The organism is Alteromonas sp. H39, assembly GCF_047556435.1.
Lineage (GTDB): Bacteria > Pseudomonadota > Gammaproteobacteria > Enterobacterales > Alteromonadaceae > Alteromonas.
Window position 1 is genome coordinate 4,051,285 of the sequence record NZ_CP180210.1, and the last position, 25,256, is coordinate 4,076,540.

The following is a 25,256-nucleotide window of genomic DNA, read 5'->3' on the forward strand; positions in this document are numbered from 1 at the left end:
AGCACAGACACATTTTCACGTCTCAAATTACAGCTGCCCCAGGTTAAGTACCATGAGTGACTTTGCCGGTACGGTGACCACCGCTTTGCCATTTTTTACACTGACAGAGTACGCTTTCGGTGTAATGTTTTCTGGCTGTTCAAAGGTGTTGTGCTCGTCCATCTTTTCGCTGCTTAATACCTGACCCTGAACCTGCTTTACCTCATCCAGCGTTACGTCAACTTCACCTTCAAGCTGTGTGTTTACCAGCGATAAGTACACATTGCCATCCTTTGCCTTAGCCGCAGACGCGCTGATTGCCGGAATACTCGCATCGCCATGATTGTATTCGGGCGTATTGTCTATGCTGACTGGCAGGTAGGTCGCATCCTGAAACGGGATGTGCATTTTGAATGCGTAATATGTAGGCGTTAATACCATTTTTTCTTTGTCGGTTAAAATCATCGCCTGCAATACATTCACCATCTGGGCAATGTTGGTCATTTGAACACGCTCAGCATAGCGATTGAAAACGTGGATATTCAGCCCGGCGATAACGGCATCGCGCAGCGTATTTTGCTGATACAAAAAGCCGGGGTTAGTCCCCTCATCAACGTCGTACCACGTGCCCCACTCATCAACGTAAAAACCAATTTTCTTTTCAGGATCCAATTCATCGAGTATGGCTATATTTTCTTCAATAAAGTCTTCTATACGCAGTGTCCGATGCAAAGCTGAAAACCACTCTTCTTCCGGGAACCCCGTTGCACTGCCCTTTACCTCCCAGTCACTGGTAGGAATAGTGTAATAGTGATGGCTGATGGCATCCATCCGCAGACTCCAGGAAGGCTTCACTTTTTCTGCCAGCGTACGTGTCCACTCGGTCTGATCATCGGTGCCCCCGCTGGCAATAAACTTAGGCATGTTATCTTCCGGCGCCTTCAGAAATGCAGAGTATTGTTTGTAGAGATCGGCGTAATAGTCTGGCGTCATGTTACCGCCGCACCCCCAGCTTTCATTTCCCACTGCGAAGTAATCAACTTTAAACGGCTTTTCACGGCCATTTTTCTTACGCTCACGCACAATGGTGGTATCGGCATCTGAGGTCATGTAGTGCAACCACTCTACCATTTCGCGGGGACTGCCGGTGCCCAGGTTGCCGTTTACATAGGTTTCCGCTCCCAGCAATTCGGCGAACGCGAAAAACTCGTGCGTGCCAAATGCGTTATCCTCAATCACGCCACCCCAGTTACTGTTTACGGTTCTGGGACGCTCATCACGCGGACCAATGCCATCGCGCCAGTGATATTCATCAGCAAAACAACCGCCTGGCCATCGTAGTAGCGGCACTTTTAATTCTCGCAGGGCCTGTAAAACATCTAACCGAAACCCATCCTGGTTAGGTATGTCTGAGTCTTCCCCTACCCAAATTCCCTCATAAATACCGCGACCAAGATGCTCCATAAACTGGCCGTAAATGTTTTTATTCAACACCGCACCGGGTTGTTGCACATCGATATTAATGTCAACACTGTCAGATTTCGCAAGCGCCGTCGAAGCCGCCATAGTGAAACAACAAAACAACAAAGGTTTAAGCTTAAACATTACATTCACATTCCATATATAAAAAGCCAACATGCAGTGTAACTTTTCTGACACCCAACGGAGGTAATGAGATTTGAATGTTTTTTTATGAATTTTCGTATCCTGATACTTACTTTGTTCGAATTTCACGCCGACGAAACAACGCGCACTGGTGCGGGATGATTTACAACCTCAACGCCTGTACGCCAGACGATTATCCGCGCGATAGATTGGGCGTATTATGACCTACACCTTCAGGCCATCGGCTGAAGATTGCTCGAAGGCCATTGCTCGTCGACCGCAATTGAAACAGGAGAATGATGAAACTGCAGGGCAAAGTTACGTCGTAACTAAAAAGTGCGCAGGAGGAGCCAGAGTCTTCTGGCCCCTGGCAATTTAAGGATTAACGTGGCTGGCTTTGAAACTGAAAAACCACTTACTGGACAACTTCATATCGAACCCCATGCTTGACGGCTGCTTTTGCGATACCGAGCTGGTGATCTGCTGATAAGCATGCTGTTCCTGCAGATAGGGATGGGGTAACTTGACATTGTACCGATAGGCATAGCGGGTCCACACCGTATCATCGGTAGCCTCCCAAACCGGCATAGACAAACGGCAACGTTCTGACTCGCGAACTACCGTAATGGCATCAATATCTACGGTCTGGGCCAGCGCCAGAAGCTCTTCTTCCTTTGGCGTTTTGCCGGTCACCTGATACGTCGCCTGTTGCGACCGTTTACCGATGTCGCAGGCGAGCGACGCTATCATGGTAAATGTCGGCCGATTATCCTGAAAAGTACTGATTACTTCCTGGTAAGCAGGGCGTGGACTGCAAGATGCAAGAAATAAAGTGCTTACTATAAGCGGCACGCCTTTTTTCATGAAGTTTCTCCCTGAAATCGTCAGTCTGGTAATGGTGCCAAACTCGCAACCTTTTTTCCAGTGAAGTCAGTGTTTACTATCTCATAACGCACAGATTTATCTTTTTACGCTGCGAAAAACATAAAACTACCTTCCTCTCTTAACAACAGCCGATTATTTTGTCGACACATTCACAGATAACGCTTATCAGCACATGATCTCGCTACCATAAACTAGGCTTATAGTTTCGCAATGCGGATTATGATTTTGCAGCAATCCCAATTCTGTCAGTATTAACAACATTACAACATAGTATTGAAAAGGCCCATTGGAGAGCGATGAATACTGAAAATGCGACGTTTCCCGAAAACAACTGGGAGCCCCCTCAAGTCAGCAGGGAAATTCGTAGCGATGGCTCGCAATATGTTGTCAGCACGCATTCTTTGCGCCCGGTTCACGACAACCTGGTCGCTATGTTCAAACACACCGTTATGCGATATCCGCAGCGTAGTTTTATGGCACAACGAAATCCACACAGAGGTGACTGGCAACATCTTTCCTATCAGGATGCGGACAACCAATCGGACAATATTGCCCAGTGGTTATTAAATCAGGACCTGGGACAACAATCCCCGGTGTTGATCCTGTCCGGCAACAGTCTTGAGCATGCCACTCTCATTCAGGCAGGATACAAAGCCGGCGTGCCGCTGGCGCCGGTTTCGCCAAACTATTCATTGCTCAGCAAAGACTTTAAGAAGCTTAAGGCTATCGTAAAGACGGTGAACCCCGGGGCTGTCTTTGTGCAGGATGCCGCTATGTATCAGCGTGCGCTGGACGCACTGGATTTGCGTCGCATTCCTGTAATTTATGTAAAAGCAGATAATCCGGAAGCCGTATCTGTCAATGCCGTTGCTTTCGATACCCTGATAAACACTCCGGCTACCGAGGCCGTTACGAATGCTATTCGTTGCCTGACGCCTCACCACGTCGCCAAAATTTTGTTCACTTCTGGTTCTACCGGCGCCCCGAAAGGGGTGATGAATACGCATGGTAATCTGGCATATACTCAGTCAGCACTTAACTCGCTTATCCACGTAGACCCAGATACTAACCCGCCAACACTTCTGGACTGGATGCCCTGGCATCACACCTATGCCGGAAACCAGAACATTCACCGGGTGATTTACAATGGCGGCACCATGTATATCGACGAAGGCAAGCCGCTACCAGGACAATTTGAGACAACCCTGAAAAACATCGCTGATGTCGCCGTCGATTCCTATACCACTGTACCCGCAGTTTACGCACTGTTATTGGACGCCCTGGAGAAACACGACGCACTGCGAAAGCGCTTCTTTAGCAAACTTGAATGGTGTAGCTATGGCGGCTCCGACATGCCGCAGTCTACCTACGATCGTTTTCAAAAGCTGGCAATAGCAGAGACCGGCCATCGTATTCCAATGATAAATGCACTAGGCTCTACAGAGAGTGCCGCAGTTATCACACTCGTACACTGGACCACCAACAGCATGGGCTCGGTGGGTCTGCCACTGCCGGGTACAGAACTGAAACTGGTGCCCGTTGGCGACAAGTTCGAGATGCGGGTAAAAGGCCCGCAAATAATGACCGGCTATCTGAACAATGACGCCAAGACGCAGGAGGTCTTTGACGATCAGGGCTATTTCTGTACCGGCGATGCCGTGAAATGGATAGACGACGATAACCCAGAAAAAGGCCTGCGCTTTGCCGGCCGGGTTAGCGAAGATTTTAAATTACTCAACGGCACCTGGGTTCACACTGGCGCATTGCGCTCGCTGCTGTTAAGCGCATTAACGCCGCTGGTCGCAGATATCGTCATTACTGGCCAGGACAAAGACTATTTAGGCATACTGGCCTGGCCAAATCCGGAAGGGATAAAAGCCGTTGTGCCCGGCGAGGACGACCTTGTCGCCTTGCTGAAAAGTGACACACTGACGCACAAAGTGAGACAGGCACTCCTGCAACACAACACAGCACACTCGGGCGCATCCATGCGTATCCGGCGCTTTTCCTGGCTGACAACCCCGCCAGATGCTGACGCCGGTGAAGTGTCCGACAAACGCAGTATAAATCAGTCCGCCGTATTGAGTCTGCGTAAAAACAAGGTAGAACAACTTTATCAGGAGCCGCTGTACCCGGGCGTCATAGCGATCCCCAAAGCGGCCTCTTCTGACTCGGAGTCACAATGAAAACAGACAGCAAGCAATTTTATATTCAGGGCCAATGGTGTGCGCCACACTCAACACGGACCCAGGCACTGGTTAATCCCGCAACAGCAGAGCCTTATGGCGCAGTTGCGCTGGGCTCTGTCGACGATGTAGACAGTGCCGTGAAAGCAGCAAAGGCGGCATTTGTGTCGTGGTCACAAACCACAGTAGCGCAGCGACTGGATATCATGAAGGCGATACGGGAACAGTATAAAGCCCGGTACAGTGATTTGGTCGCAGCGATTACGCTGGAGATGGGGGCGCCTGTCAGTTTGTCTACCGACTTGCAGGCCGCAATGGGAATAGCACACATAGATGCCTTTACAAAAGCTCTCAGTGAATTTGCGTTTGAGCATCAGCAGGGCACAACCTGCGTGCGCAAGGAGCCTATCGGTGTAGTTGGCCTGATCACGCCATGGAACTGGCCAGTTAATCAGATTATGTGCAAGGTGATCCCGGCGTTAGCTGCGGGTTGCACCATGGTGCTTAAGCCCAGCGAAATGTCGCCAATAAGCGCCGATATTATCGCGCAGATACTGCATGACGCCGGTGTGCCGGCTGGGGTATTTAATCTGGTGCATGGCGATGGTGCAATAGTAGGCAGTGCACTGAGTTCACATCCTGATATTGATATGGTGTCGTTCACCGGTTCTACCAGAGCGGGAACAGCCGTGTCTAAATCTGCGGCGGATACCGTGAAGCGAGTGTCCCTGGAGTTAGGAGGCAAGTCAGCCAACATTCTGTTAGATGACGCTGATTTCGCCAAAGCGGTTAAAGCTGGCGTTCAGTCAGTATTTTCTAACAGCGGACAAACCTGTACAGCCCCTACCCGCATGCTGGTGCCAGCGTCGCGGTTAGAGGAAGTGAATGACATTGCCCGCGCGGTGGCAGAAAAAGCCCTGCAGGGCGTTGGCGATCCAAACGAGAAAACAACCCGCATCGGTCCGGTTGCCAACCAGCGTCAGTTCGACAAAGTGCGTGCAATGATTGATGCCGGAATAGCGGAAGGCGCAACCCTGTTAGCCGGCGGCAGTGACTTTCCGTCGCACCTGTCACAGGGCTTTTTTATAAAACCTACCATATTTACTGACGTCACCAATGACATGACCATTGCTCAGGAAGAAATTTTTGGCCCGGTACTGTGTATCATGCCCTATGACGATGAAGACGATGCTGTGCGTATTGCCAATGACAGTCCGTATGGTTTGTCGGGTTATGTATCAGGCTCACCAGAGCGGGCACGTCAGGTTGCCAGAAGAATGCGAACAGGTATGGTTCACATCAATGGCGCCCACCCGGATTTAACTGCCCCGTTCGGAGGCTACAAGCAATCGGGCAACGGCAGAGAATGGGGTGAGTACGGACTCGACGATTTTCTGGAAACCAAATCCATACCGGGTTTTTACGATGCACCATGATACACCGCCTTATCATGAAGCCTCACAGGCACTGATGAATGCGGGTTTTCATAAATTACTGGGATATAAGCAAGGCCGCTGGGCTGCGGGAGAAACCGAAGTCTTTCTGGATATCGAACCGCACCACCTAAATCTTGGTGGCGTGGTGCACGGCGGCGTGCTCAGCACGTTGCTGGATATAGTCTGTGCCCAGTCGGGAACCTACTGCACTGTACGCGGTAATGTCAGAAAAGCCATTACTCTGTCGCTGACCACATCTTTTACCGGTCAGTGCCAGCAGGGAACGCTTCGCGCCGTGGGCAAAGTCCGGGCAAAAGGCACCCGGGTTTACCATGCAAGCGGCGAAGTCTTCGACGATAAAGGTAACCTGTTAGCTATAGGCGAAGGCACATTCCGGCTGCGCTCGGGTAGCGAGCATGACGCAGGCGTGCCACTGGTATTGTGACTCCCTGACAGCGGAGCGCCGAAACAACCAGATTACTGTTGGAAAGTCACTGTCACTAAGAACGGCAGCGCCTTTGCTTACTTGCACCTTTGAGTATTTACGTATTTGTGTAATTGCAAGTGCGATACCGTAAGCCAGAGACATCACACTTATTGCACAATAAGGCGCGCCTTTTTTGATTTTCATGTCGTGAAAGACAGTGTTATTTATCACAATGTCGGCGCTGGCACGGGTGCTGGCTGTCGATTAACTCTCATTCGTATCAGAATTAAGACCTTAATATAAACCTTGCTGCGGAATATTCTTTCTTACGGGTATAAATTAATCAGTACATAAGCCAACTTCACCAGCTGGCTTACGTCTCCAAAAGTGTTTTCCATGTTGTGGTTCTTCAACCTCCAGGGGCTTCGGCCCCTTTTTTTTAATTCGCTTGTCCGCACCCATGTGACTATTCCCCCTCTGAGATGACAGTTTTCGTATCACATTACCGACAGATACCGACGTCATGCATAACCGTGTGTGCCTATCGAATGAACACGGGGTGCCGATGAATACGTTTATAGGACAGTGTCTGCAAGCGATGCCTTTTCTCGTCCTTTTTTGCCCGTCAGAACGGGGAACCGACAATAAGATAATCCCAAATGCCGTGGCTCGGCCTGGCTTCTGCCAGCAGGTTTGCATCAGCGCGACCGACAAAGAGCAGAAACAGACGATGACTTGGCACAGATGATGAAAGTAATGTTGGACGCCTGTCAGCAGTCAGCGCAGTGAATACAGAGTCAGTGAACATCGTTAGCGCCACTTGTTGTGCTGCGTTAACTGAGAACGACGTAAAGGAGCGCGTCTGAATGATAAAAATACCCTTCATTACATCTATTTTTGCGGCAAAAAGAAGGCTACTCCCTTCAAAAGGCAACGCGTTTCCCCTAACGGTGCAACGCTCTGTGAGGTTATCTGCCAGTGTGCAACGAGTTACGCTGGGCGGAAAAGCGGTTCGGGGTCTGACCGGACTTGCACCAGGAAGCTACATAAAACTGCTCTTCGACAGTGACGGCGCACCAATTACTGGCAACGACGTACTATCCCACAGGCCACAACTCAGAACCTACACGATCCGTCAATGTCAGCCACAGCAATGCCTGCTCGACATTGACATCGCGATCCATGAAAACAATGCAGGTCCCGGTGCACGATGGGCGCAGCAGGTAAAAATAGGGGAACAAATTCTTATTCGCGGACCTGGCTCAATAAAACCGCTACATCCTGCACACGACTGGCTGCTATTCGCTGGCGATCTAACATCGTTGCCAGCGATAGCCAGTCATCTTGAGAGCTTACCTGAAACCGCCAACGGCGATGCCTTTATCCAGATACCACACCAAGACGATATTATTAGCGTGAAACACCCTCCCGGCATCGCCGTGCACTGGCTGGTAGAAGGCGCTGATGACTTTGCTGAAAAGGTTAGTGAGGTTGCCTGGCGACCAGGACAGCCCTTCGTCTGGATTGCCTGCGAATTTAGCCTGATGCGACGTCTCCGGGCTTTCTTCAAGGTAGAAAAGGGCCTCCCGAATGACTTCCTGTATGTCAGCAGCTACTGGCGTCGCGGACGAAGCGAAGAGCAGCACAAAGCAGATAAGCGGCGTGATTTAGCTATTCTCAATGCAGTGAATACAAAGGTAAGTGTTGAATAAGGCGTTCACGGCGAAAACAATGAGCAACCGGTACCTAACGCGACGTCTAAAGTGAAAAATGTGAAAAAACGACTGTAAATTGTGCACGGATCGACAGAGAAAGTTTAACCAGCGATGTGATGCGAGCCAGGCTTGGTTCTTAAAATTAGCCATCAATTCAAATCGTTACCTGCCATCTTCTGCATGCATTTTTATCTGGAACAGCGTTTGCTCCTGTTAATAGTGACGAGCATGTAATGCTCTTTGTTTTCTAAGGAGGAAATCATGAATAACGACCGTATTGAAGGTAATTGGAAAGAAATGAAAGGCAAAGTTCAGCAGCAGTGGGGCAAACTGACTGACGATGACCTGGATGTAATCGATGGTCGTCGAGAGGAACTTGTTGGCAAAATTCAGAAAAATTACGGTAAAAGCCGTGATGAAGCAGAGCGCGAAGTAGACAGTTTCTTCAACTAAGCACTGTCGCCTGTTCTGACAAAAATAGCTGCCACTGGCAGCTATTTTTTTGTCTGCCTTTCTTTGCCCTCAGCAATTTACCACTCGAGAGGCGTTTCAGCTTTGTAGCAACCGCAGAACCTGCGGTGACGGATGTTCAAAGACGCGATGCAAAGAAATCATTAACCAGAAAACAAAAAAACGGTATTCCGGCAAAACCACATATTGCTACCCTTTCTGTTCATTGTGAGGACAGGCGCGGCCACGCAAATCAAAAAGCGTCGCAATGCCGTATACCCTGTGTGCCTAAAGACAGCGTGCAAGCATCTCGCTTGTCGCATTATTCACGTCTCCACGAACTCATAAAAAATATTGCAGGAGTAAGCATGTCAGACAAAACAATACCCACACGGTCACTGGGCGGAACAACTCTTAAACTCAGTGAAGTTGGTCTGGGTTGTTGGCAATTGGGTGGCGATTTTGGTCCTATTGATGAGGCTACCGCAACGGCCATTATTAAGCAGGCCGTCGATGATGGCATCACCTTTTTTGATACTGCCGATGTCTACGGCGATGGCCAGAGTGAACGCTATTTGGGGGAAACGCTTTCCACCCTTGCACCCGACGCGGTTATCGCCACAAAATATGGCAGAGGTGAAGGGACTTACCCGGATGGTTACAGCCTGAATGACTTACGGGATGCTGTGAAACGAGCACAGGACAGGCTTCAGCGCGACACGCTGGATCTGCTGCAGCTGCACTGTATTCCACATGAGGTGTTGCAACAGTCTCATATTTTCGACTGGCTGCGTGAAATCCAGCAGGAAGGCCACATCAGGCATTTTGGCGCCAGCGTAGAAACACTGGAAGAAGCGCATACCTGTATGCAGCATGATGATCTTGCCTCTCTTCAGATCATTTTCAATCTTATGCGCCAGCGGCCGGTTACGGACTTGTTCGATGAGGCGGTTGCCAAACAGGTGGGTATTATCGTGCGGTTGCCACTAGCCAGCGGCATGCTGACAGGTAAGTTCTCCAAACAGACGCAGTTTGACAAGCGCGATCACCGAAACTTCAATAAAGACGGAGACGCCTTCAGCGTCGGTGAAACCTTCAGCGGAATAAAATTTGAGAAAGGCCTGGAACTGGTGGATAAACTCACAACGTACAAGCCAGAATCGCTGTCGATGACAGAGTTTGCGATGCGCTGGATCCTGGATCACGAGGCCGTCACTGCAATCATCCCCGGTGCCAGTTCACCGAAACAGGTGACGCAGAATGCCAGTACCGCATCTTTAGCGCCTCTGCCAGATGCGCTTCATGACAAGCTTTATGCTTTCTATTTGCAGGAGATTGAGCCTGCTATCCGCTGCCAGATTTAAAACGTCATCTCTCGTCAGTTTCTCTGACGAAGGCGTACCCACAATCGGCGCCGTACAGCGCGCCGATTGTTATTTTTCTTTGTTGTCTGTTTAAAATCAGCAATAGCAATACTCAATAGCGTAATTTTATTGGTATGCGGGATTGATAACCTCTGGTTAACATTTTTACCGGAGAAATTACGTGTTTAAATCATTAACTGCTGCAGCAATTAGCGGCATTCTTGTATCAACATCGTTAACGCCTGCAATGGCCGCTTCCCCAAAACTCAATGACAAGGAATACTTCTCACAGCCTTCTCTGGACATTGTTGTATTCAGCAACTGGTACAACGGTATGTTCGGCGACTCAAAGATCAGTGGCGTCGAACTTATTCATTTTGGCGAACGCAGCGCCACTAACGGCGATGTCAGACTGAGCGCCACACCAGAACAGTGGGATCCCATTCCCACCTTTGTAGAGCGCACGGTCGATAAGGACACCGGCGTCATTCGAGCCACACTGGCATATCCTGAGTATGACTTCGAGTACACTATTGCCGCAAAACCAATAGAAAACGGCGTTGAAATCTCCCTCTCCACAGATAAACCTTTGCCTGAAGCTCTTATCGGGAAAGCCGGATTCAATATGGAGTTTTTGCCAGCCACGTACCAGGAAACCACGTTTCTTGCCGATGGTAAGCCCGGCATTTTCCCGCTTTATCCAACAGGGGTAAAAGAGATTATCGGCGAGTTTGAGCCAGAACCTCTGGCGCAAGGCAAGCAATTGGTGCTGGCACCTGAGGATAGCCAGAAACGCGTTTCTATTACGTCTGCCACTGGCGAGCTGGCACTCTATGACGGCCGCGCTAAAGCGCAAAACGGCTGGTATGTGGTCCGGGGCATGCTGCCACAAGGTCAGAAAGGCGAAATCTTAAGCTGGCGACTAACGGCCAGCACCGATGACAACTGGCAACGCGCACCGGTAATAGCGCATTCTCAGGTGGGCTACCTGCCAGGACAAACCAAACGCGCGGTAATTGAGCTGGATAAAAACGCTGCTATCGACAGTAAAATCGAATTGCTCAAAGTGGCCACTGACGGCACCCTGCAAGTGGTAAAATCGGCGGTGCCGGAAAAGCAAAATGATTACACACGCTATCAATACGCCAGTTTTGATTTCACAGATATTACCGCAGAAGGGCTTTATCAGTTGCGCTTCGGACAAACCACCACCGCCGCGTTCCCAATTGCACCTGATGTACTTGATGGTGCCTGGTACCCGACACTGGACCATTTTTTCCCCGTACAAATGGATCATATGCTGATTAACGAGGCCTATCGTGTCTGGCATGGTGCCTCCCATCTGGACGATGCCCTGCAGGCTCCTGTAAATCACGAGCACTTTGATTTATATGCGCAGGGGCCCACTACAGACACCCAGTACCAACCCGGTGAACATATTCCGGGACTGAATGTAGGCGGCTGGTATGATGCCGGCGATTATGACATTCGCACGCAAACACAATACCGTACGGTACGCACGCTGGTTCAGGTATGGGAAGAGTTCGGTCTGGAGCGTGACACAACCCTTGTCGATTATGAGAAAAAGTATGTCGACATCCATGTACCCGATACGAAACCGGATTTGTTGCAACAAATTGAGCACGGCACACTGGCACTGTTAGCGCAATATCGTGCCGTAGGACACGCTATTCCGGGCATTATTGTGCCTGACCTGAGTCAGTACACTCACTTGGGTGACGGCCTGACGATGACCGACAACCTGATATACAACCCGGACATGGCTGAAACCGAATCGGACGGAATCTACAGCGGTGTTTTTGATGACCGCTGGGCTTTTACCAGTAAGTCTACGCCACTTAATTATGGCTCGATGGCGGCGTTAGCTGCGGCCAGTCGGGCGCTGGCAGATTATAACCCTACACTTGCTAAAGAATGCATTGATACCGCCATCGCAGCTTGGGATGAGGAAGCCAACCAGACGCCGAACATGTTCCAGGTTGGGAATACCACCGGCGGCGGCTTACAGGAAGAGAAGCTCAAAGCCGCCACGGAGCTTCTGATTAGCACCGGTGACGACAAATACAGAAAAGCCCTGCAATCGCTGCTGCCTTATATTAGCGAATCGTTCGGACGCAGTGCTGTTTTAGCGATCCGCGCACTGCCACATATGGACAACGCCTACCAGCAGGCTATTCGCAAAGCCGCTGAGCGCTATCAGCCGCAGTTGCAGGAAGCCACCAGCAAAAACCCCTTCGGCGTGGTTATTACCGAATACGGCTGGGCCGGCAATGGCACCATTCTGGAAATGGCGATGACGCAGTATTACCTGCACACCGCTTACCCGGACTTATACAGCGACGCGCTGCTTTATCGCTCGCTGGATTATCTCTACGGCACTCATCCTGACTCCGACATTTCTTTTGTATCGAACGTCGGTACGGTTTCCAAGAAGGTCGCCTATGGAATGAACCGCGCAGATTATTCATTTATCAGCGGTGCTATCGTCCCGGGCGTACTCATTCTGAAACCGGATCTGCCAGAGAATATGGAAAACTGGCCATTTATGTGGGGGCAAAATGAGTATGTGATTAATCTCGGCGGAGCATACATCTTCACCGTCAATGCGGCGCTGAAACTTGCCGGCCGACTGGAAAAGTGAGGCGTTAAGCTTCTACCGTCATGCACTCTGTACCGGGGTCAACCCGGTGCAGGGTTCGTTTTCAATGCAAAGCATCGGGGGAGAGAAAGCAGACTGCGAGCAATCCTGAGAGCTGCCCGATGACAGTGAGCGCCTGATGCGCCAACAAGCCAACGATAACCTTAACTGCCAACTCTCACACCTAACGCACCTTATAGGCTATGACGCAACAGCAACGAGTGCGGGAAAGGGTGATATATCCTCTAACGCGACAGCTTCGGGAACGGGAGTAAACAGTATTGATTAGGGTAAATAAGGCAATACCACCTAATCGAATGCAATTTGAGGCCACTCATCTGACGATTATCAGGTAATCCCGCCGGTCAGTCTTATCCATACCGAATTACCTCTGGAGCCGCGTTGAATAGCAGTCCGTAGTATCGCAACCGGCGTTAGAAAATGACACTCAGTACGGTGGCAATAGCAAACGCGATACTGCCTAACAGGGTTTCCATTACCGTCCAGGTTTTCAGGGTCGTCTTTTCGTCCATTTCAAGCAACCGCGACACTAACCAAAACCCGGAATCATTGAAGTGCGACAGTACGGTCGCGCCACCTGCAATCGCAATCACGATAAAGCACAAATCGGCCTCAGACAGACCCGGCGTTACGCTGACGATAGGCGCCATTAACGCCGCCGTAGTAGTTAGCGCAACGGTTGCCGACCCTTGCGCTACCCGCAAACAGGTACTAATCACAAACGCCGCCACAATAACAGGCAACCCGGTGTCTGCCAGTAATCCGGCCAATGCTTCGCCGATTCCGCTGGCACGTAACACGCCGCCGAACATGCCGCCTGCACCGGTAACCAGTATCACACCACAGATTGGCCCTAAGGCATCACTGCACAAGGATTCGACTTTCTCTTTTCCCAGCCGGGGCGTAAACAAGAGCACACAAAGCAGCAACGTAATCAGCAGCGCTACCGGTGTTTTGCCCAGCATGCGCAGCGTGTCTACCCAGGGTTCATTTTGCGAAATGACGCCGGCAACCTGCAAGGTGTTAAGGCCGGTATCCAGAAAAATCAGCAGTACCGGCGTAAGCAGTACCAGCAACACCGTTGTAAAAGAGGGCGGATTACCAGGTAACCTTTGTTCCTGACTGTGTGAAAACAACGCCGGAATGTCGACCTGAAATCGCTTACCGGCATAAATACCGTAAAGATATGCCCCTATATACCAGGTTGGAATAGCCACGAGCAGGCCAAGCAGAAGGAGCATCCCTATGTCGGCTCCAAGCAAGTCAGAAGCTGCCACCGGGCCCGGGTGCGGCGGCACAAACGCGTGCATAACTGCGAAAGCCCCGGCAGCAGGAAAGGCATAGGTAAGGGTCGAGCCGCCCAGGCGCGCAGCCACACTCATCAGAATGGGTATCATTACAATCAACCCGGCATCAAAAAAGATGGGAAAGCCAAACAATAGTGAGGCGATACCTAATGCCAAAGGGGCTTTGTCTTCACCAAACCGGCTTATTAGCGTATCCGCCAGTACCTGGGCCCCGCCGGTTACCTCAAGAAGCTTACCAATCATGCTCCCCAAACCTACCAGCAACGCAACTGCCGCCAGCGTACCGCCAAACCCGCCAAGCATAACAGGGACCACCTCGTCGGTATGAATACCGGCGGCCAGCGCCGTCAGCACGCTTACCAGCGTCAGTGCAACAAAGGCGTGGATCCGAAACCGGATGATCAGCACGATCAGGCAGATAAGTGCGCCCAGCCCGGTGAGTAACAGCGGTGTCGCATCCGATGTTTGTGATATATCCATCTGTACATCCTTTTTTCTGCTGCGAACCAGAGCTTGGTCATTCACAAAGCAAAAAGTTACCGGTAACATAGTACCGATTACCAGGTAGACGTAAACCTCTTTTTCGAATTTTCTTTACCTGATGTTTACACCGGCAGGCCGCTTCATGGCATCGTTACGTCCTGACCGATAAGCGAACACCTGAGCCGATACCGAAAACGGGAGAGGACCATGAAATCAGTCGTTATCATAGTAATGGGCGTTAGCGGCTCAGGGAAAAGCACCGTTGCCAGTCAGTTGTCGTCTGCGCTGGGGGTTAGTTTCATCGATGGCGATAATTTACATCCCCGCGCAAATGTAGAGAAAATGGCGACTGGGACGCCACTGACCGATGACGACCGTTTTCCGTGGTTACAACAAATCGCGCAGACTGCTGCGAATTACACGCAGCGGGGGTTATCGGCGGTGATAGTGTGTTCTGCGCTAAAACGCGCATACCGCGATATCATTCGTCATGCCTGCGATAACTGTGTCTTTCTGTTTCTTGATGGTGACAGAGCCCTGCTGGCCAAACGGATGCAAAACCGTGAGGGGCACTTTATGAAAGTGGATATGCTGGACAGTCAGCTGGCGACGCTTGAGCGGCCCCAAGACGATGAGAAAGATGTTATCAGCATGCCCGTTACGTTAACGCCTGAAGAAATTGTAACGCAAACCGTCACCCTCCTTGCACAATGAGATTGTGCCCTCTCTCAGGCGTTGATTGTGTCGGTCGCCCCGTCGGTAAATGAAAACCCGACATCCACGTGCGATGCCGGCAGCGTTTCACCGTGAATACGCCGAATTAACAAGTCAGCACTGACTTCGCCTATCCGGTAACGGGGCGTAACGACACTGGTAAGTTTCGGCTGCATAGCCTGGCCCACATCAAGCCCGTTGTACCCTACTACAGCCACGTCTTCAGGCACTGTCTTTCCGCTACTCATACAATGCAGCATCACGCCCACAGCCAAGTCATCGTTGGTACAGAATACGCCATCCAGTTCCGGGTATTGAGTCAACGCCTGCTGTATAAGCGATGCCCCCGTAGTGAAAGATGAATGCGCCGACGTGGATACCGTCACCGGTTTAAGACCGGCGTGTTTCATTGCCTGTTCGTAACCCTGCTGTCGCAACAGCGTGCGCGTATCCAGTCTGGCGGCAAGGTACACAATTGCTCGTCTTCCGGCCTCGATCATGCGCCGGGTTGCAGCAGTAGCAGCCGCAACATGATCCAGGCCGACTGCAATATCAATTGGCTCATCCGGTAGCTCCATCGTCTCAGCCACGGGTAGCCCGACGGCGAGAAGCATTTTTCTGGTTCGGATCGTGTGATCAGTCTGTGTAAGAATCAAACCATCAACCTGATAGGATAGCAGCACCGCAACCTGTTCTTCCTCCGTCAGCGGGTCGTACCCGGTATGCGCTATCAGCGTACTGAACCCCTGTTTACGGGTAGTCGCCTCGATACCTTGTACCAACTCAGCAAATACCTGATTCGATAGTGAAGGTACAACAATACCAATAGCCTTACTGGACGACTTCGACAACATCGCCGGCACCCGGTTTTGAATATAACCGGACGTTTCAATAGCCTGCGCAATACGCGCCCGGGTTTTCTCTGCAACTTTTTGCGGGTCTCGCAAATAGCGGCTCACGGTCATTTTCGTGATCCCAAGTTGATCAGCTATATCCTGCAGTGTTGCGCGGCGTTGCGATTTCATGCGGCTCTCTTGCGGCTATGTATTGACAAGATGTTACATGTAACATTTATAGAAGAACAGACATCCGCGTCCCCTTTCTCTTCGATGATCCTGCGCAGAACAGGCTGACTCACAGCATCGTCGGTGCGTGCTATTCCGGGTTTATCGTCTGATTTGCAGCGCCATTCGACAACATGACATTAATTTCCTTTAATTTGCATATACCGACACGAATTACTTATGGTGTGTTGGGAAAGTAGAATTAATAAAAAGCAATGGAGACGTTATGTCTGGTATAAACCGCAACATCGCAGTAGGTGGGATCCTGGCGCTGCTGGTCGCAATTATCGTGATCTGGGGCCTCTTTTTTACCCGTGAAGCACCACCGGATTTTTCACAGTACCCGGCCGGCGTAGAGCGTAAAGAAGCATTTTTCAGTTACTTCGCGCCCATTATGCAAGAAGTTAATACCGATATCCTGGCCCAGCGTGATCGGATTGAGAAAAGATGCAATGATGGCGAGGACAGCTATACAGCATTTAGCGATCTGGCAGAAACATACCGTATTGATGAATCGACCCTGACTGACGGTTCCGTTTGTGATGTATTGCTTGAGCACATTGATATTGTGCCGGTATCGCTGGCACTGGCGCAGGCAGCCAACGAAAGTGCATGGGGCACGTCCCGGTTCGCCCAGGAGGGAAACAATTTCTTCGGACAGTGGTGTTTTAAAAAGGGATGTGGAATTGTGCCTGGCAGCAGGGATACAGGAAAAAACCACGAAGTGGCGACCTTTGACTCGCCAGCAGAATCCGTAGAAAGCTATATGCTCAACCTTAACCGACATAATGCCTATGAACCACTGCGAGACATTCGCTCGCAACTCAGAGTCAGAGAAGAGCCCATCACGGGGATCAAGTTAACCCACGGGTTGAATCGATATTCGGAACGTGGAGAGGAGTATGGAAAAGAGCTTCGGGGGATGATCCTCTACAACAAGCTTAACGAATACGAAAATACTCTTTAGTGTTTGATTTAACAACGCCGCGCTACGCGGCGTTGTTGCCATTATAAGTCCCATTCCGACTCGACAGCACATTCTCACTTTGGGCCTGGTAATACCCTCGCGTCGAAGACAAAGAAGAAACCACTCTTCGTAACGGTATACTTACCTGTGACATCTGTTTACGACAGCGCTATATTGTTAATGACTAACAATAAATTCCGACGTAGTCGGTAATAAGGAGTGTTTATGAGCCTGGGTAAAGTAATTGGTATTGTTCTGATAATCATTGGGGTTGCGCTGGCGATATGGGGATACGACGTTTACGACTCTGCCACCTCACAAATAGAAAGAGCATTTAGCGGTGATACGCCGATGGAGGCATGGTTGGGTATGATAGGGGGAGCGGTGTGCATCCTGATAGGCATCTTTAAAGTGAAATAACCCGCTCTCATCGGTCATAATGCGCAGCAGGAATGATGCTGCGCATTTTTGTTGCTTTGTCTGACCAGCATCCCTTTCATGGACGTCAGCAACCTGTAGGTTTACGCAGATACCAATGCCAGTATCTTAGCTTATTGCTGCACGGCAACACGCCTGCTGCGAACCCAGGCCAGATTCTGCGCGCCTTTATACAGCAAATAAGTGGCAATAATAAACGCTGCGCACTGCGAAACAGTAAAGGTAGAAATGTAATGTGCGGGCCACGATATGGCAGCAGCAAAAGTCTGAAACTGAGCGGAAAAGACACTGACAATTAACCCAATTATACTGTTCAGATCAACGCCTCCGGCAAACGCTTCAAAACCCTTCCAGTTATTCACCAGGTCCTGTAACTGCTTAAATTCGATAATCAGCAGCCTGACGAAAGCGATGATGCCGTAATACCCCCCGCCAAAGGCCAGCCATTTTTGTATCAATGGATTGGATTCATTCTCGCGCTGCTCGTCCGTCACCTCTTCACTTTGCACCTGGTCGTCATCATCGTCTTGCCACACACTCAGCAGCCCTTTTCGGTATGCCAGATAGTGCAGGAGTAAACTTGAGATAAACACCATACTGCCGGTAAGCGCAATTTCCCATACAATGTCTTTCATCCCGGTGTTCCCCTCGAGATTGTTTATTCCATACCAGGTAGCTGATCTACGGACAGCTATATGCACTATACGCTGCACGCTATGGCGACTCAATTGGCAATGACTGACAGGCTGGCTATAGGTTGAAAGAGCCGCGCAGGCTTGTCGACTGACTCAGCGGCACTACCACAAATATGAATCAGCGGGACGACAAGGGGAATTTACGGATAATTTCGCCTTACGGTCTGTGACGGGTACAATCCGAAAACCCAGAGAATGGGTGGTATAACTGAAAAAGGGGGGGTGATGAAACAAGCCGCTTTGATGTGCCAGCCTCACGACAGGTGAGACCGGCATGTACGATCACTCGCTATTCTGCTCAGGCTTCAGATTCTCCTTAACACTTCTTGCGTCAAAACTTGAGCCGCTGTCCGGGCGCGTGCCTTTGCCTGTCTCAATGCTGAGAATACTTTCATTCTCGCTTCTGTCCGAGCCTCCGACAAAGATGCCGGTTTGAAATTGTGTTGTGGGATATGCCGTCGTGCGACACGTCACCAGTCCACATTCACGCACGGTTGCGTAGCGTTGACTAAATCCCATTTGAGGACTGCTTTGCACGCTTTCTTTGTCTACCAACGTTTCCCTGTCGTTGACGATAAACCAATCGTATCCATTTTCCAGTGTGACTTCCGCAGCCCGCAACATAGCGTAATCCATTGCTTTTGCCTTATCGCTGCCACGCGCTTTAAAGTGAATGCGGTACTGCGTGTCGCTGAGTTTAGACTCTGAGTATCCGAACCCTCCTTTCGATGCTTCCCGATAGTCGGGCTGACTGGCGCAGCCGCTCAGTAACATTATGATTCCAATCGTGGTTATCAACTTCATCATTTACTCCTGTACTGGCACAGTTTGCCAGGGATTGTCGAATACTTGTGTCTACCAACCCTGGTCTGGCGGGGCAACTATAGTTGTGTCGTCCATAGCCTTGTCCATCACGGTGCTTCAACTGACAGTAAAGGTACATACTATTGTGCCTGACTGACGCCAACGCCGCTTTTCCTAAATCTGTGTTTTTTACACCCAAACCAATGATTCAGTTCAGCTTCATGCTGAACCGGCAACTGGCAACTCCAGGGCCACTGTGATTTTAAAAGGATCTTAAATGCTTCCCGCGCCGCGCTTTGACAGGCCGGTGAAATGGTAATGGAGAAAGGTAGTTATTGACGATGCGTTCTCTGTTTGACATGTCCGTCATTCAGAAAATGAAAAAAGCACTCTATGTAGCAAAAAGTGTTCTTTGGGTTACCCTGCCTGGAGCGAAAAAACGCCGTGGCGGGTCTGGCTTGGCTGTGTCTCAACATCGTAACTGTCGATGCTTTGCGAGTAAGGGGTATAATTGTTTTGTTCGGCTGCCGCAGGGGTAACAGACTGTAGCTGTTGTCTGGATTGCTGACTTGCCTTACCAGAAAACTCAACTACCTGTGGTAACGCACTAACAGGTAATTTCAGATTCTCTGCTTCCGGAGAGGTAATAATGATAGACGCGAGAATAGCCCCGAACAACACTGAAGGAATGAGATTTGCGCGCTTCATGAGGAGTACATCCTTGCATTAATGTGCCTTCCTGGCACGAACTTAACCGGGACAGATTGTAGCAGTAAGTAAATACTAACTGCAATCTGGATCCGCTAAAAATTCATCCAAATGGTTAATTACGACAGAAACGCGAATCGTGTTAACACTATCTTGACAATTGCGAGTATAAAACGGCGCACAGACACCAAAATCACATATCGATTTTTTTGCGCAGCGCCTTTTGCTTGCTCTGTTTTTGCTTGTTTTCTTTTCGACGAACCTTTGCCCCTTTGCTTATCTTCGTCGGTTTTCTTTTCTTCTGGACTTTGGTTGCCGCCTGGATCCATTCCGCCAACCGTTGAACAGCGTCCAGCCGGTTTTGTTCCTGAGTGCGGAAGTTTTGCGCCTTAAGCACAAAAACACCTTCATTGGTAAGCCGGGTATCACGCGAGGACAATAACCGTTGCTTAATCGGTTCGGGCAATGAAGAGGCGCTAACATCGAAGCGCAAATGAATCGCACTGCTGACTTTATTGACGTTCTGGCCACCCGCGCCTTGTGCACGAATTGCGGTCATTTCTACTTCACTGTCTTCCAGAGTCAGGCGGGAAGAAATTTCTATCATTATGGGGCCTGTCGAGATTGGGGCATTATAATCTGAGAGCTCGCTGACCTGAACCACATGCTACGCCAACAAACAAGGCGACAGCGAAGTCATGTTGTTATGATCATGGGCTCTACTGTACCAACGGTTCTGAACATGTCAAAGCACCTCCGTTGCGCAATACCTTCGTTAATGCGGTGGTATGGCGGCTGCGCGCATCTACGGCGTTAAGAATACGACAATCAGCTAGTCTGCGTCTGGGCTGTAACATGTCAGTTGCGTGGCATTGCCAAAAAGCAAACCGCAACAGAACGCCGTAGTCAGCAGTCGCGCCCGTTGACGGGCGCGAGCGGGAATAACGGCGGCACTTGTAACAATGGCCCGGCTTAGTGCAGCTTATTGTCCACTTTCGCAATCAGAGCCTGTATTTCACCACGACGGCCTTCATCTGCCAGCGCACGGTCAGGCCTGGGCGAGGCTGCCAGTGCTTTGTTCAGGTACTCCATGGCTTTCTGATACTCCCCTTCGTCATAGAGAAACTCGGCATAAAAGTAATTCGGATCGATTCCATCAGGGTTAATCTTAAGCGCCTGCGTGAGCAACTGTTTGGCCTTTTTGTCGCTACCAAACGCAATCGGCCACCCAGGCACCTTGTGGTATAACACTCCCAAACTGGTGAGTGCCGAACCCTGCAGGGCATTCTCATCAATAGCCAGCGCTTTTTCCAGGCTCTTACGAGCCGCCTTGGCGTAGCTTAGCGCCCCCAGGCCACCTTCAGCACCCGCGGTAGTAGACTGTACAATGCCAAGCCAGATGTAATGCTCTGCGGTAGGCTGACTGGCAACCAACGATGCCGCGTCTTTTATCAGCGTTTCAAAGGCGTCAGTTCTGGCATCCCCCTCTTCCTGCTGGTAGTTAATTTGCGCCCAGCGAGCCTGGATATGCTGCAAACTGAGAGTAGATTGCATGCCTGCACTGACAGACAGACTAACAATGGCGAGTAGAACGACAGACATGAGTTTTTTCATAGCATGGTCTCCTTTTCCGTCGACGACATGAACTGTTGGATTGTCGGTAATTTTTTGATCAGGGCACGGTCAACTAAACCGGGAAACGCCCCATTGATTCTGGCAAACAGCATTTCAGGAAGCCCCAGAAAGCGGCGACGCTGACCCTTTTCAACCTGCGTTATCAGCGCATCAGCTACCTCCGCGGGTTCATCCATCTGATTTCCTAAGGCTTCATTCATCTCTACTACCGCGCTGGAATTTATGCTGGTGCGAGTTGCCCGTGGTGCCAGATACAGAAACCGGACTCCCGTGTTTACGTATTCCCGCATCAGCGACTCAGTCCAGCCGCGTAGGCCAAATTTACTCGCGCAATACAGCGAGTGGCAGGGAAAACCGATACTACCAAACGTTGATCCCACGTTTATGACGTGCGCCTCTTTTGCGTGTCGTAGTAACGGCAAAAGGCGCTGCGTTAGTATTATAGGAGCAACCAGATTCGTCGTAATAACCCGACCAATGTCTGCTTCAGGCGTTTGCGTAAAGTCGCCCGTGACAGCGACCCCGGCATTATTAATCAACATGGTTGGCGCCTTCGCGCGGCATACGCTAAGCACTTTATCGATGCCTTCCGGTTGCGTGATATCGGCACATACCAGCGTGTGATGTCCGGGCAGCACAGACAGCAATGCTGACAACTTCTCGTGATTACGCCCGGTCAGAATTAACGAGGCACCTTTCTCTGCCAGCGCAATGGCAATAGCCTCACCTATACCGCCGGTAGCGCCAGTTATCAGGCACACCTGACGCTTCCAGGTAAAGGGTTTCATGCTGCTTCTCCTACCCGCTCTTCGGTACGCAGGGTACGGAAGATATTGGCGTATAGCTGAAAGAACATGTTTGCCGAATGGATAATCATATCCTGCTCATCTTTGTCCTCAATCCGGTTCATAAGTCCTTCAAAAAATACAATGTGCTCCTGATCCAGCGAGCCGTGAGAGCGAAGGTAACTAAAGGCTTCAGGGGGTAAGTCCAGCGCCGCCTTAATTGACGCTGCAGCATTGTCCGCCAACGCGATACTGGTGCCTTCTAAAACGAAAACCATGCCAAAAAAACAAAGCGGATTGTTGCGGTGAATACCGTCATAAGCATAAGCGACCATCAACTCTGTCGCAGCGGCTGGCTGGCTGCAGCGTATGCGCGCTTTGTCCTCACCACAGGCAGCAAGATCATTGAGGATCCACTCCTGATGGCCCATTTCTTCCTCAATGTACTCGCCAATGGCCTCACGCAGCCATTCCTTTGACTCTGGCAATGCCGCACCCGTAGCCATTAACAGCGGCACGGTGTGTTTGACATGATGGTAAGCCTGAGTAAGAAACGCAGTGTAGTCACTCAGTGAGATATCGCCGGTAAAGCACTGTTTTATAATTGGAGATTCAGTTAAATAGGCTCGCTGAGTCTGAGTTTCCGTTTGCAAACGTTCATAAAATTTCATAATTACACTCCTCCAGCTGCATATCTGCCCGTTGGTACATAGCCTCAATTTGTGATGAATAATAGGTAGTCATGCTGTCCCGTCGCATTTTGCCGTTTGCCGTCAGCAGGTTCTGGTCATCCGGTATTGCAGCCAGACGGTGCCAGACAACCACCCTGGCATAATCCGGCAACGACGCGTTGACGTAGTCCAGCGTTGGTTGAATCTGTGAGTCAGAAAGCGTGTTGTCAGCAGGCAGTAACAGTGCCCCGCAATGGGGTTTCCCTTCACCGACTACCATTACCCGAGCGAACTGCCCGGTTGCCATCAGCGCGCTTTCTATCCACTCGGGAGATATATTGCGCCCCAGCGAATTGATGATTAGGTTCTTGCGCCGCCCATGAATAAACCAGTACCCGTCTTCCTCTCTGGCAAGGTCTCCGGTGCGGACTTGCGCAGGATAGAAGCTCTCGGGCATATTCAGATAACCCAAAAAATGGGTTCCCCTGGCGACAATTTCATCATTTTCGATAGTCAGGCGATTGTGTCCCAGAGCCTGCCCCGCGCTGCCCGCCCGGTCTTTGTCAGGCAAGTTCAGCGTGGTGACCGACACGCACTCTGACAGCCCGTATCCCTGATAGACTGGCACCCCCTGCTTTCTTGCCTCGATCACGAGGGGTTCAGGGACAGCTGCGCCACCCACCGCCACAAACGTAAAGGTTTCCGGTAGCCTCCAGCCCTGACGCGATACCGACACCAGCAGCTGCAAAAGCTCAGGCACCAGGATCATCGACTGGGCACAAGACGCAGTAAGACATGACAGAAATTGATTCGGCGCTACCAGGCGGCTTCCGTGAAAACCACGCATCGTGTCGTTTGGTAATACGACGGTACCGCCGACCAGTAATGGCGCATAAACACCGGCAACGTTTTCCAGCAATGTCGCCAGTGGCAATACGCAGATGTGTCTGACTTCTGGCATCTTCAACGATGCCACCAGTGACTGCGCTACTACGTGTTGCGACAGGGTGCTGAGACACACGCCCTTCGGCGTACCGGTAGAGCCTGATGTAAATGTGATTTTTCCCGTTCCCTTGGGGACAGCCGGTACTGTTGTTACATGCCGATGATAAGCGAGGCAGCCCTCAAACGGACACTGAGCAGTCTCCTCTGCGTCAAGAGGGCGGTCACTGATCACCAGTTCAATACCAGCCTCACTGAGCAGATGCGTTTGTTGGGCAGAGGTGAAAAAGGAGGGCACAGGCACCAGCACAATATCTGCCTGCTGACAGGCCAAATCGCACATCACCCATTCAGGACCATTATCCGCTAACAAGGCAATCCGACGTACTTTTTGGGCTTTCAACCACTTTGCGCGCATCGAGACAGCGACAACAAGCTGACCATAGCGTATCTGCTGCGAACCAGATTCGAGCGCGACATTATCCGGCCATTGATTAGCATTTCTCAGGATCATAACGAAGCACCTAACGTGCGTGAAAACGCCGGAAAGGCCAGAGAAATAGAATCGGTAATCGCACTTAGCGTGTTGTTTTTTGCAAACAGCGCGAAGGTTTCTTCCAGTGAGAATGCCACCACTTGCGGCTGGCTATCGTAATAGCGTCCCCACTGGCTTTGCGATGGTGCCAGACGAGACGGATCAGCCTTTGCCAGTACGGACAATTTCACACCATTTTTTGAAAGTAACTGGCGTAACTTATCCGTGGCCGAGAACACCAACACTGCGACTCCCTGTTCACACATCGCCATAGCCGTTGCCAGCAGCAGCGGAATAGTAAAGCGCGGGGAGGCACTGTAGAGGTTACCGATTTCGGCAATGTGCTTGCGGGGAACCGACAAAGCGTGTTGTTCCAGCACGGTTTCCAACGGTGCTGACAAATACTGCTCCACAAAAAGTGGTGAGGTTCCTTTTCTGATCCCAAGCGCAGCTTCTGGCTTACCACGTCCTACGCCCACCAGAACCGGCAAGAAGTCGCGCACCTGTGCCCCGTACGCTTTACTGAAACCCTCATGAATAAAGGCTTCCAGTGTATTGCGATAGCGGGTACCGGCCTCAGCGACTATCAGGTCAATAGACGTTTTGGCCTGCCGACGCAATGGCACCGGTTTTAGCAGGCTTCCAGGTTGGAATACTTCCGATTGACACAACATATGGCACACTCTTGTTGACTGTTGCTATGAAGTATCTGCTGTCAATCTTAAGGAAAGCTTAAGCCTGAATCATTTTGGTAAAATTTCTCACGCGCCCCGTGACGGAG

24 protein-coding genes are annotated in these 25,256 nt (G+C 50.6%); 10 read left to right on the forward strand and 14 right to left on the reverse strand.

Annotation, left to right across the window (positions count from 1 at the left end; genetic code table 11):
• Positions 1 to 27: 27 nt before the first annotated feature.
• Together ACLBLI_RS17700 and ACLBLI_RS17705 are read right to left on the reverse strand one after the other, a co-directional pair.
• Positions 28 to 1,584: an alpha-N-arabinofuranosidase gene (locus ACLBLI_RS17700; protein ID WP_414828850.1), complete on the reverse strand. Its 1,557-nt coding sequence runs from the start codon at positions 1,582 to 1,584 to the stop codon at positions 28 to 30.
• 375 nt (positions 1,585 to 1,959) lie between these two features.
• Positions 1,960 to 2,448, reverse strand: a complete 489-nt coding sequence (locus ACLBLI_RS17705) for a hypothetical protein (protein WP_414828851.1) — start codon at positions 2,446 to 2,448, stop codon at positions 1,960 to 1,962.
• A gap of 317 nt (positions 2,449 to 2,765) precedes the next feature.
• Here ACLBLI_RS17705 and ACLBLI_RS17710 point away from each other — a divergent pair, with 317 nt between their 5' ends.
• From ACLBLI_RS17710 to ACLBLI_RS17720, 3 genes are read left to right on the forward strand one after another with little or no spacing between them, the layout of a single operon-like run.
• Positions 2,766 to 4,655 (forward strand): AMP-binding protein, encoded by a 1,890-nt coding sequence (locus ACLBLI_RS17710; RefSeq protein WP_414828852.1) that lies wholly within the window; start codon positions 2,766 to 2,768, stop codon positions 4,653 to 4,655.
• Positions 4,652 to 6,091: an aldehyde dehydrogenase family protein gene (locus tag ACLBLI_RS17715; RefSeq protein WP_414828853.1), complete on the forward strand. Its 1,440-nt coding sequence runs from the start codon at positions 4,652 to 4,654 to the stop codon at positions 6,089 to 6,091. Before ACLBLI_RS17710 ends, ACLBLI_RS17715 begins: the two co-directional genes overlap by 4 nt.
• A complete protein-coding gene (locus ACLBLI_RS17720) occupies positions 6,081 to 6,536 on the forward strand; it encodes a PaaI family thioesterase (RefSeq protein ID WP_414828854.1) in 456 nt (151 codons plus the stop codon). Before ACLBLI_RS17715 ends, ACLBLI_RS17720 begins: the two co-directional genes overlap by 11 nt.
• Before the next feature lie 607 nt (positions 6,537 to 7,143).
• Here the strand turns inward: ACLBLI_RS17720 and ACLBLI_RS17725 are convergent.
• A complete protein-coding gene (locus tag ACLBLI_RS17725) occupies positions 7,144 to 7,404 on the reverse strand; it encodes a hypothetical protein (protein WP_414828855.1) in 261 nt (86 codons plus the stop codon).
• Between ACLBLI_RS17725 and ACLBLI_RS17730 the strand changes: the two genes are divergently transcribed.
• From ACLBLI_RS17730 to ACLBLI_RS17745, 4 genes are all read left to right on the forward strand, one after another.
• Complete coding sequence (locus ACLBLI_RS17730) at positions 7,385 to 8,230, forward strand: siderophore-interacting protein (protein WP_414828856.1); 846 nt, start codon at positions 7,385 to 7,387, stop codon at positions 8,228 to 8,230. The two genes, ACLBLI_RS17725 and ACLBLI_RS17730, sit on opposite strands and share 20 nt — an antisense overlap.
• A 264-nt stretch (positions 8,231 to 8,494) precedes the next feature.
• Positions 8,495 to 8,686 (forward strand): CsbD family protein, encoded by a 192-nt coding sequence (locus ACLBLI_RS17735; RefSeq protein WP_414828857.1) that lies wholly within the window; start codon positions 8,495 to 8,497, stop codon positions 8,684 to 8,686.
• A gap of 365 nt (positions 8,687 to 9,051) precedes the next feature.
• Complete coding sequence (locus ACLBLI_RS17740; protein WP_414828858.1) at positions 9,052 to 10,047, forward strand: aldo/keto reductase; 996 nt, start codon at positions 9,052 to 9,054, stop codon at positions 10,045 to 10,047.
• A 181-nt stretch (positions 10,048 to 10,228) separates the two neighbouring features.
• Positions 10,229 to 12,709, forward strand: a complete 2,481-nt coding sequence (locus tag ACLBLI_RS17745) for a glycoside hydrolase family 9 protein (RefSeq protein WP_414828859.1) — start codon at positions 10,229 to 10,231, stop codon at positions 12,707 to 12,709.
• Positions 12,710 to 13,140: 431 nt separating this feature from the next.
• Here the strand turns inward: ACLBLI_RS17745 and ACLBLI_RS17750 are convergent, their stop codons facing one another.
• On the reverse strand, positions 13,141 to 14,514 hold the full coding sequence (locus ACLBLI_RS17750) for a GntP family permease (protein ID WP_414828860.1): 1,374 nt from the start codon (positions 14,512 to 14,514) through the stop codon (positions 13,141 to 13,143).
• 210 nt (positions 14,515 to 14,724) lie between these two features.
• On the opposite strand from ACLBLI_RS17750, the gene ACLBLI_RS17755 reads away from it, so the two are divergent.
• Positions 14,725 to 15,231, forward strand: a complete 507-nt coding sequence (locus tag ACLBLI_RS17755) for a gluconokinase (protein ID WP_414828861.1) — start codon at positions 14,725 to 14,727, stop codon at positions 15,229 to 15,231.
• A 14-nt stretch (positions 15,232 to 15,245) separates the two neighbouring features.
• Here ACLBLI_RS17755 and ACLBLI_RS17760 read toward each other — a convergent pair whose 3' ends face one another.
• Entirely contained in the window at positions 15,246 to 16,256 is a 1,011-nt protein-coding gene (locus ACLBLI_RS17760) for a substrate-binding domain-containing protein (protein WP_414828862.1), read from the reverse strand.
• Positions 16,257 to 16,521: 265 nt separating this feature from the next.
• On the opposite strand from ACLBLI_RS17760, the gene ACLBLI_RS17765 reads away from it, so the two are divergent.
• Together ACLBLI_RS17765 and ACLBLI_RS17770 are read left to right on the forward strand one after the other, a co-directional pair.
• Entirely contained in the window at positions 16,522 to 17,262 is a 741-nt protein-coding gene (locus ACLBLI_RS17765) for a glucosaminidase domain-containing protein (protein WP_414828863.1), read from the forward strand.
• Between the two features lie 225 nt (positions 17,263 to 17,487).
• Positions 17,488 to 17,682 carry a DUF3185 family protein gene (locus tag ACLBLI_RS17770; protein ID WP_414828864.1) on the forward strand — a complete coding sequence of 65 codons (195 nt, stop codon included), beginning with the start codon at positions 17,488 to 17,490 and terminating at the stop codon, positions 17,680 to 17,682.
• Positions 17,683 to 17,813: 131 nt separating this feature from the next.
• On the opposite strand, the gene ACLBLI_RS17775 is transcribed toward ACLBLI_RS17770, so the two are convergent.
• The 9 genes from ACLBLI_RS17775 to ACLBLI_RS17815 form a co-directional block, all read right to left on the reverse strand.
• Entirely contained in the window at positions 17,814 to 18,335 is a 522-nt protein-coding gene (locus ACLBLI_RS17775) for a hypothetical protein (protein WP_414828865.1), read from the reverse strand.
• Positions 18,336 to 18,677: 342 nt separating this feature from the next.
• Positions 18,678 to 19,202, reverse strand: a complete 525-nt coding sequence (locus tag ACLBLI_RS17780; RefSeq protein ID WP_414828866.1) for a CC0125/CC1285 family lipoprotein — start codon at positions 19,200 to 19,202, stop codon at positions 18,678 to 18,680.
• A 414-nt stretch (positions 19,203 to 19,616) separates the two neighbouring features.
• Positions 19,617 to 19,907, reverse strand: coding sequence for a hypothetical protein (locus ACLBLI_RS17785; protein ID WP_414828867.1), 291 nt, complete (start codon positions 19,905 to 19,907; stop codon positions 19,617 to 19,619).
• 193 nt (positions 19,908 to 20,100) lie between these two features.
• Positions 20,101 to 20,514, reverse strand: a complete 414-nt coding sequence (arfB, locus tag ACLBLI_RS17790) for an alternative ribosome rescue aminoacyl-tRNA hydrolase ArfB (RefSeq protein ID WP_414828868.1) — start codon at positions 20,512 to 20,514, stop codon at positions 20,101 to 20,103.
• A gap of 365 nt (positions 20,515 to 20,879) precedes the next feature.
• The gene (locus tag ACLBLI_RS17795) at positions 20,880 to 21,521 is read right to left on the reverse strand and encodes a tetratricopeptide repeat protein (protein ID WP_414828869.1); all 642 of its coding nucleotides are present in this window, start codon (positions 21,519 to 21,521) and stop codon (positions 20,880 to 20,882) included.
• A complete protein-coding gene (locus tag ACLBLI_RS17800; protein ID WP_414828870.1) occupies positions 21,518 to 22,330 on the reverse strand; it encodes an SDR family oxidoreductase in 813 nt (270 codons plus the stop codon). The genes ACLBLI_RS17795 and ACLBLI_RS17800 overlap by 4 nt, the downstream gene beginning before the upstream one ends.
• The gene (locus ACLBLI_RS17805) at positions 22,327 to 22,998 is read right to left on the reverse strand and encodes a TenA family transcriptional regulator (RefSeq protein ID WP_414828871.1); all 672 of its coding nucleotides are present in this window, start codon (positions 22,996 to 22,998) and stop codon (positions 22,327 to 22,329) included. The genes ACLBLI_RS17800 and ACLBLI_RS17805 overlap by 4 nt, the downstream gene beginning before the upstream one ends.
• Positions 22,985 to 24,454: an AMP-binding protein gene (locus tag ACLBLI_RS17810; RefSeq protein ID WP_414828872.1), complete on the reverse strand. Its 1,470-nt coding sequence runs from the start codon at positions 24,452 to 24,454 to the stop codon at positions 22,985 to 22,987. The genes ACLBLI_RS17805 and ACLBLI_RS17810 overlap by 14 nt, the downstream gene beginning before the upstream one ends.
• Positions 24,451 to 25,149: a thermostable hemolysin gene (locus ACLBLI_RS17815; protein ID WP_414828873.1), complete on the reverse strand. Its 699-nt coding sequence runs from the start codon at positions 25,147 to 25,149 to the stop codon at positions 24,451 to 24,453. Before ACLBLI_RS17815 ends, ACLBLI_RS17810 begins: the two co-directional genes overlap by 4 nt.
• Positions 25,150 to 25,256: the final 107 nt, after the last annotated feature.

Coding starts and splice junctions, on each gene's coding strand:
- ACLBLI_RS17700 (WP_414828850.1), bottom strand. CDS start 1,584: ATGTTTAAGCTTAAACCTTTGTTGTTTTGTTGTTTCACTATGGCGGCT.
- ACLBLI_RS17705 (WP_414828851.1), bottom strand. CDS start 2,448: ATGAAAAAAGGCGTGCCGCTTATAGTAAGCACTTTATTTCTTGCATCT.
- ACLBLI_RS17710 (WP_414828852.1), top strand. CDS start 2,766: ATGAATACTGAAAATGCGACGTTTCCCGAAAACAACTGGGAGCCCCCT.
- ACLBLI_RS17715 (WP_414828853.1), top strand. CDS start 4,652: ATGAAAACAGACAGCAAGCAATTTTATATTCAGGGCCAATGGTGTGCG.
- ACLBLI_RS17720 (WP_414828854.1), top strand. CDS start 6,081: ATGCACCATGATACACCGCCTTATCATGAAGCCTCACAGGCACTGATG.
- ACLBLI_RS17730 (WP_414828856.1), top strand. CDS start 7,385: ATGATAAAAATACCCTTCATTACATCTATTTTTGCGGCAAAAAGAAGG.
- ACLBLI_RS17725 (WP_414828855.1), bottom strand. CDS start 7,404: ATGAAGGGTATTTTTATCATTCAGACGCGCTCCTTTACGTCGTTCTCA.
- ACLBLI_RS17735 (WP_414828857.1), top strand. CDS start 8,495: ATGAATAACGACCGTATTGAAGGTAATTGGAAAGAAATGAAAGGCAAA.
- ACLBLI_RS17740 (WP_414828858.1), top strand. CDS start 9,052: ATGTCAGACAAAACAATACCCACACGGTCACTGGGCGGAACAACTCTT.
- ACLBLI_RS17750 (WP_414828860.1), bottom strand. CDS start 14,514: ATGGATATATCACAAACATCGGATGCGACACCGCTGTTACTCACCGGG.
- ACLBLI_RS17755 (WP_414828861.1), top strand. CDS start 14,725: ATGAAATCAGTCGTTATCATAGTAATGGGCGTTAGCGGCTCAGGGAAA.
- ACLBLI_RS17760 (WP_414828862.1), bottom strand. CDS start 16,256: ATGAAATCGCAACGCCGCGCAACACTGCAGGATATAGCTGATCAACTT.
- ACLBLI_RS17765 (WP_414828863.1), top strand. CDS start 16,522: ATGTCTGGTATAAACCGCAACATCGCAGTAGGTGGGATCCTGGCGCTG.
- ACLBLI_RS17770 (WP_414828864.1), top strand. CDS start 17,488: ATGAGCCTGGGTAAAGTAATTGGTATTGTTCTGATAATCATTGGGGTT.
- ACLBLI_RS17775 (WP_414828865.1), bottom strand. CDS start 18,335: ATGAAAGACATTGTATGGGAAATTGCGCTTACCGGCAGTATGGTGTTT.
- ACLBLI_RS17780 (WP_414828866.1), bottom strand. CDS start 19,202: ATGATGAAGTTGATAACCACGATTGGAATCATAATGTTACTGAGCGGC.
- ACLBLI_RS17785 (WP_414828867.1), bottom strand. CDS start 19,907: ATGAAGCGCGCAAATCTCATTCCTTCAGTGTTGTTCGGGGCTATTCTC.
- arfB (WP_414828868.1), bottom strand. CDS start 20,514: ATGATAGAAATTTCTTCCCGCCTGACTCTGGAAGACAGTGAAGTAGAA.
- ACLBLI_RS17795 (WP_414828869.1), bottom strand. CDS start 21,521: ATGAAAAAACTCATGTCTGTCGTTCTACTCGCCATTGTTAGTCTGTCT.
- ACLBLI_RS17800 (WP_414828870.1), bottom strand. CDS start 22,330: ATGAAACCCTTTACCTGGAAGCGTCAGGTGTGCCTGATAACTGGCGCT.
- ACLBLI_RS17805 (WP_414828871.1), bottom strand. CDS start 22,998: ATGAAATTTTATGAACGTTTGCAAACGGAAACTCAGACTCAGCGAGCC.
- ACLBLI_RS17810 (WP_414828872.1), bottom strand. CDS start 24,454: ATGATCCTGAGAAATGCTAATCAATGGCCGGATAATGTCGCGCTCGAA.
- ACLBLI_RS17815 (WP_414828873.1), bottom strand. CDS start 25,149: ATGTTGTGTCAATCGGAAGTATTCCAACCTGGAAGCCTGCTAAAACCG.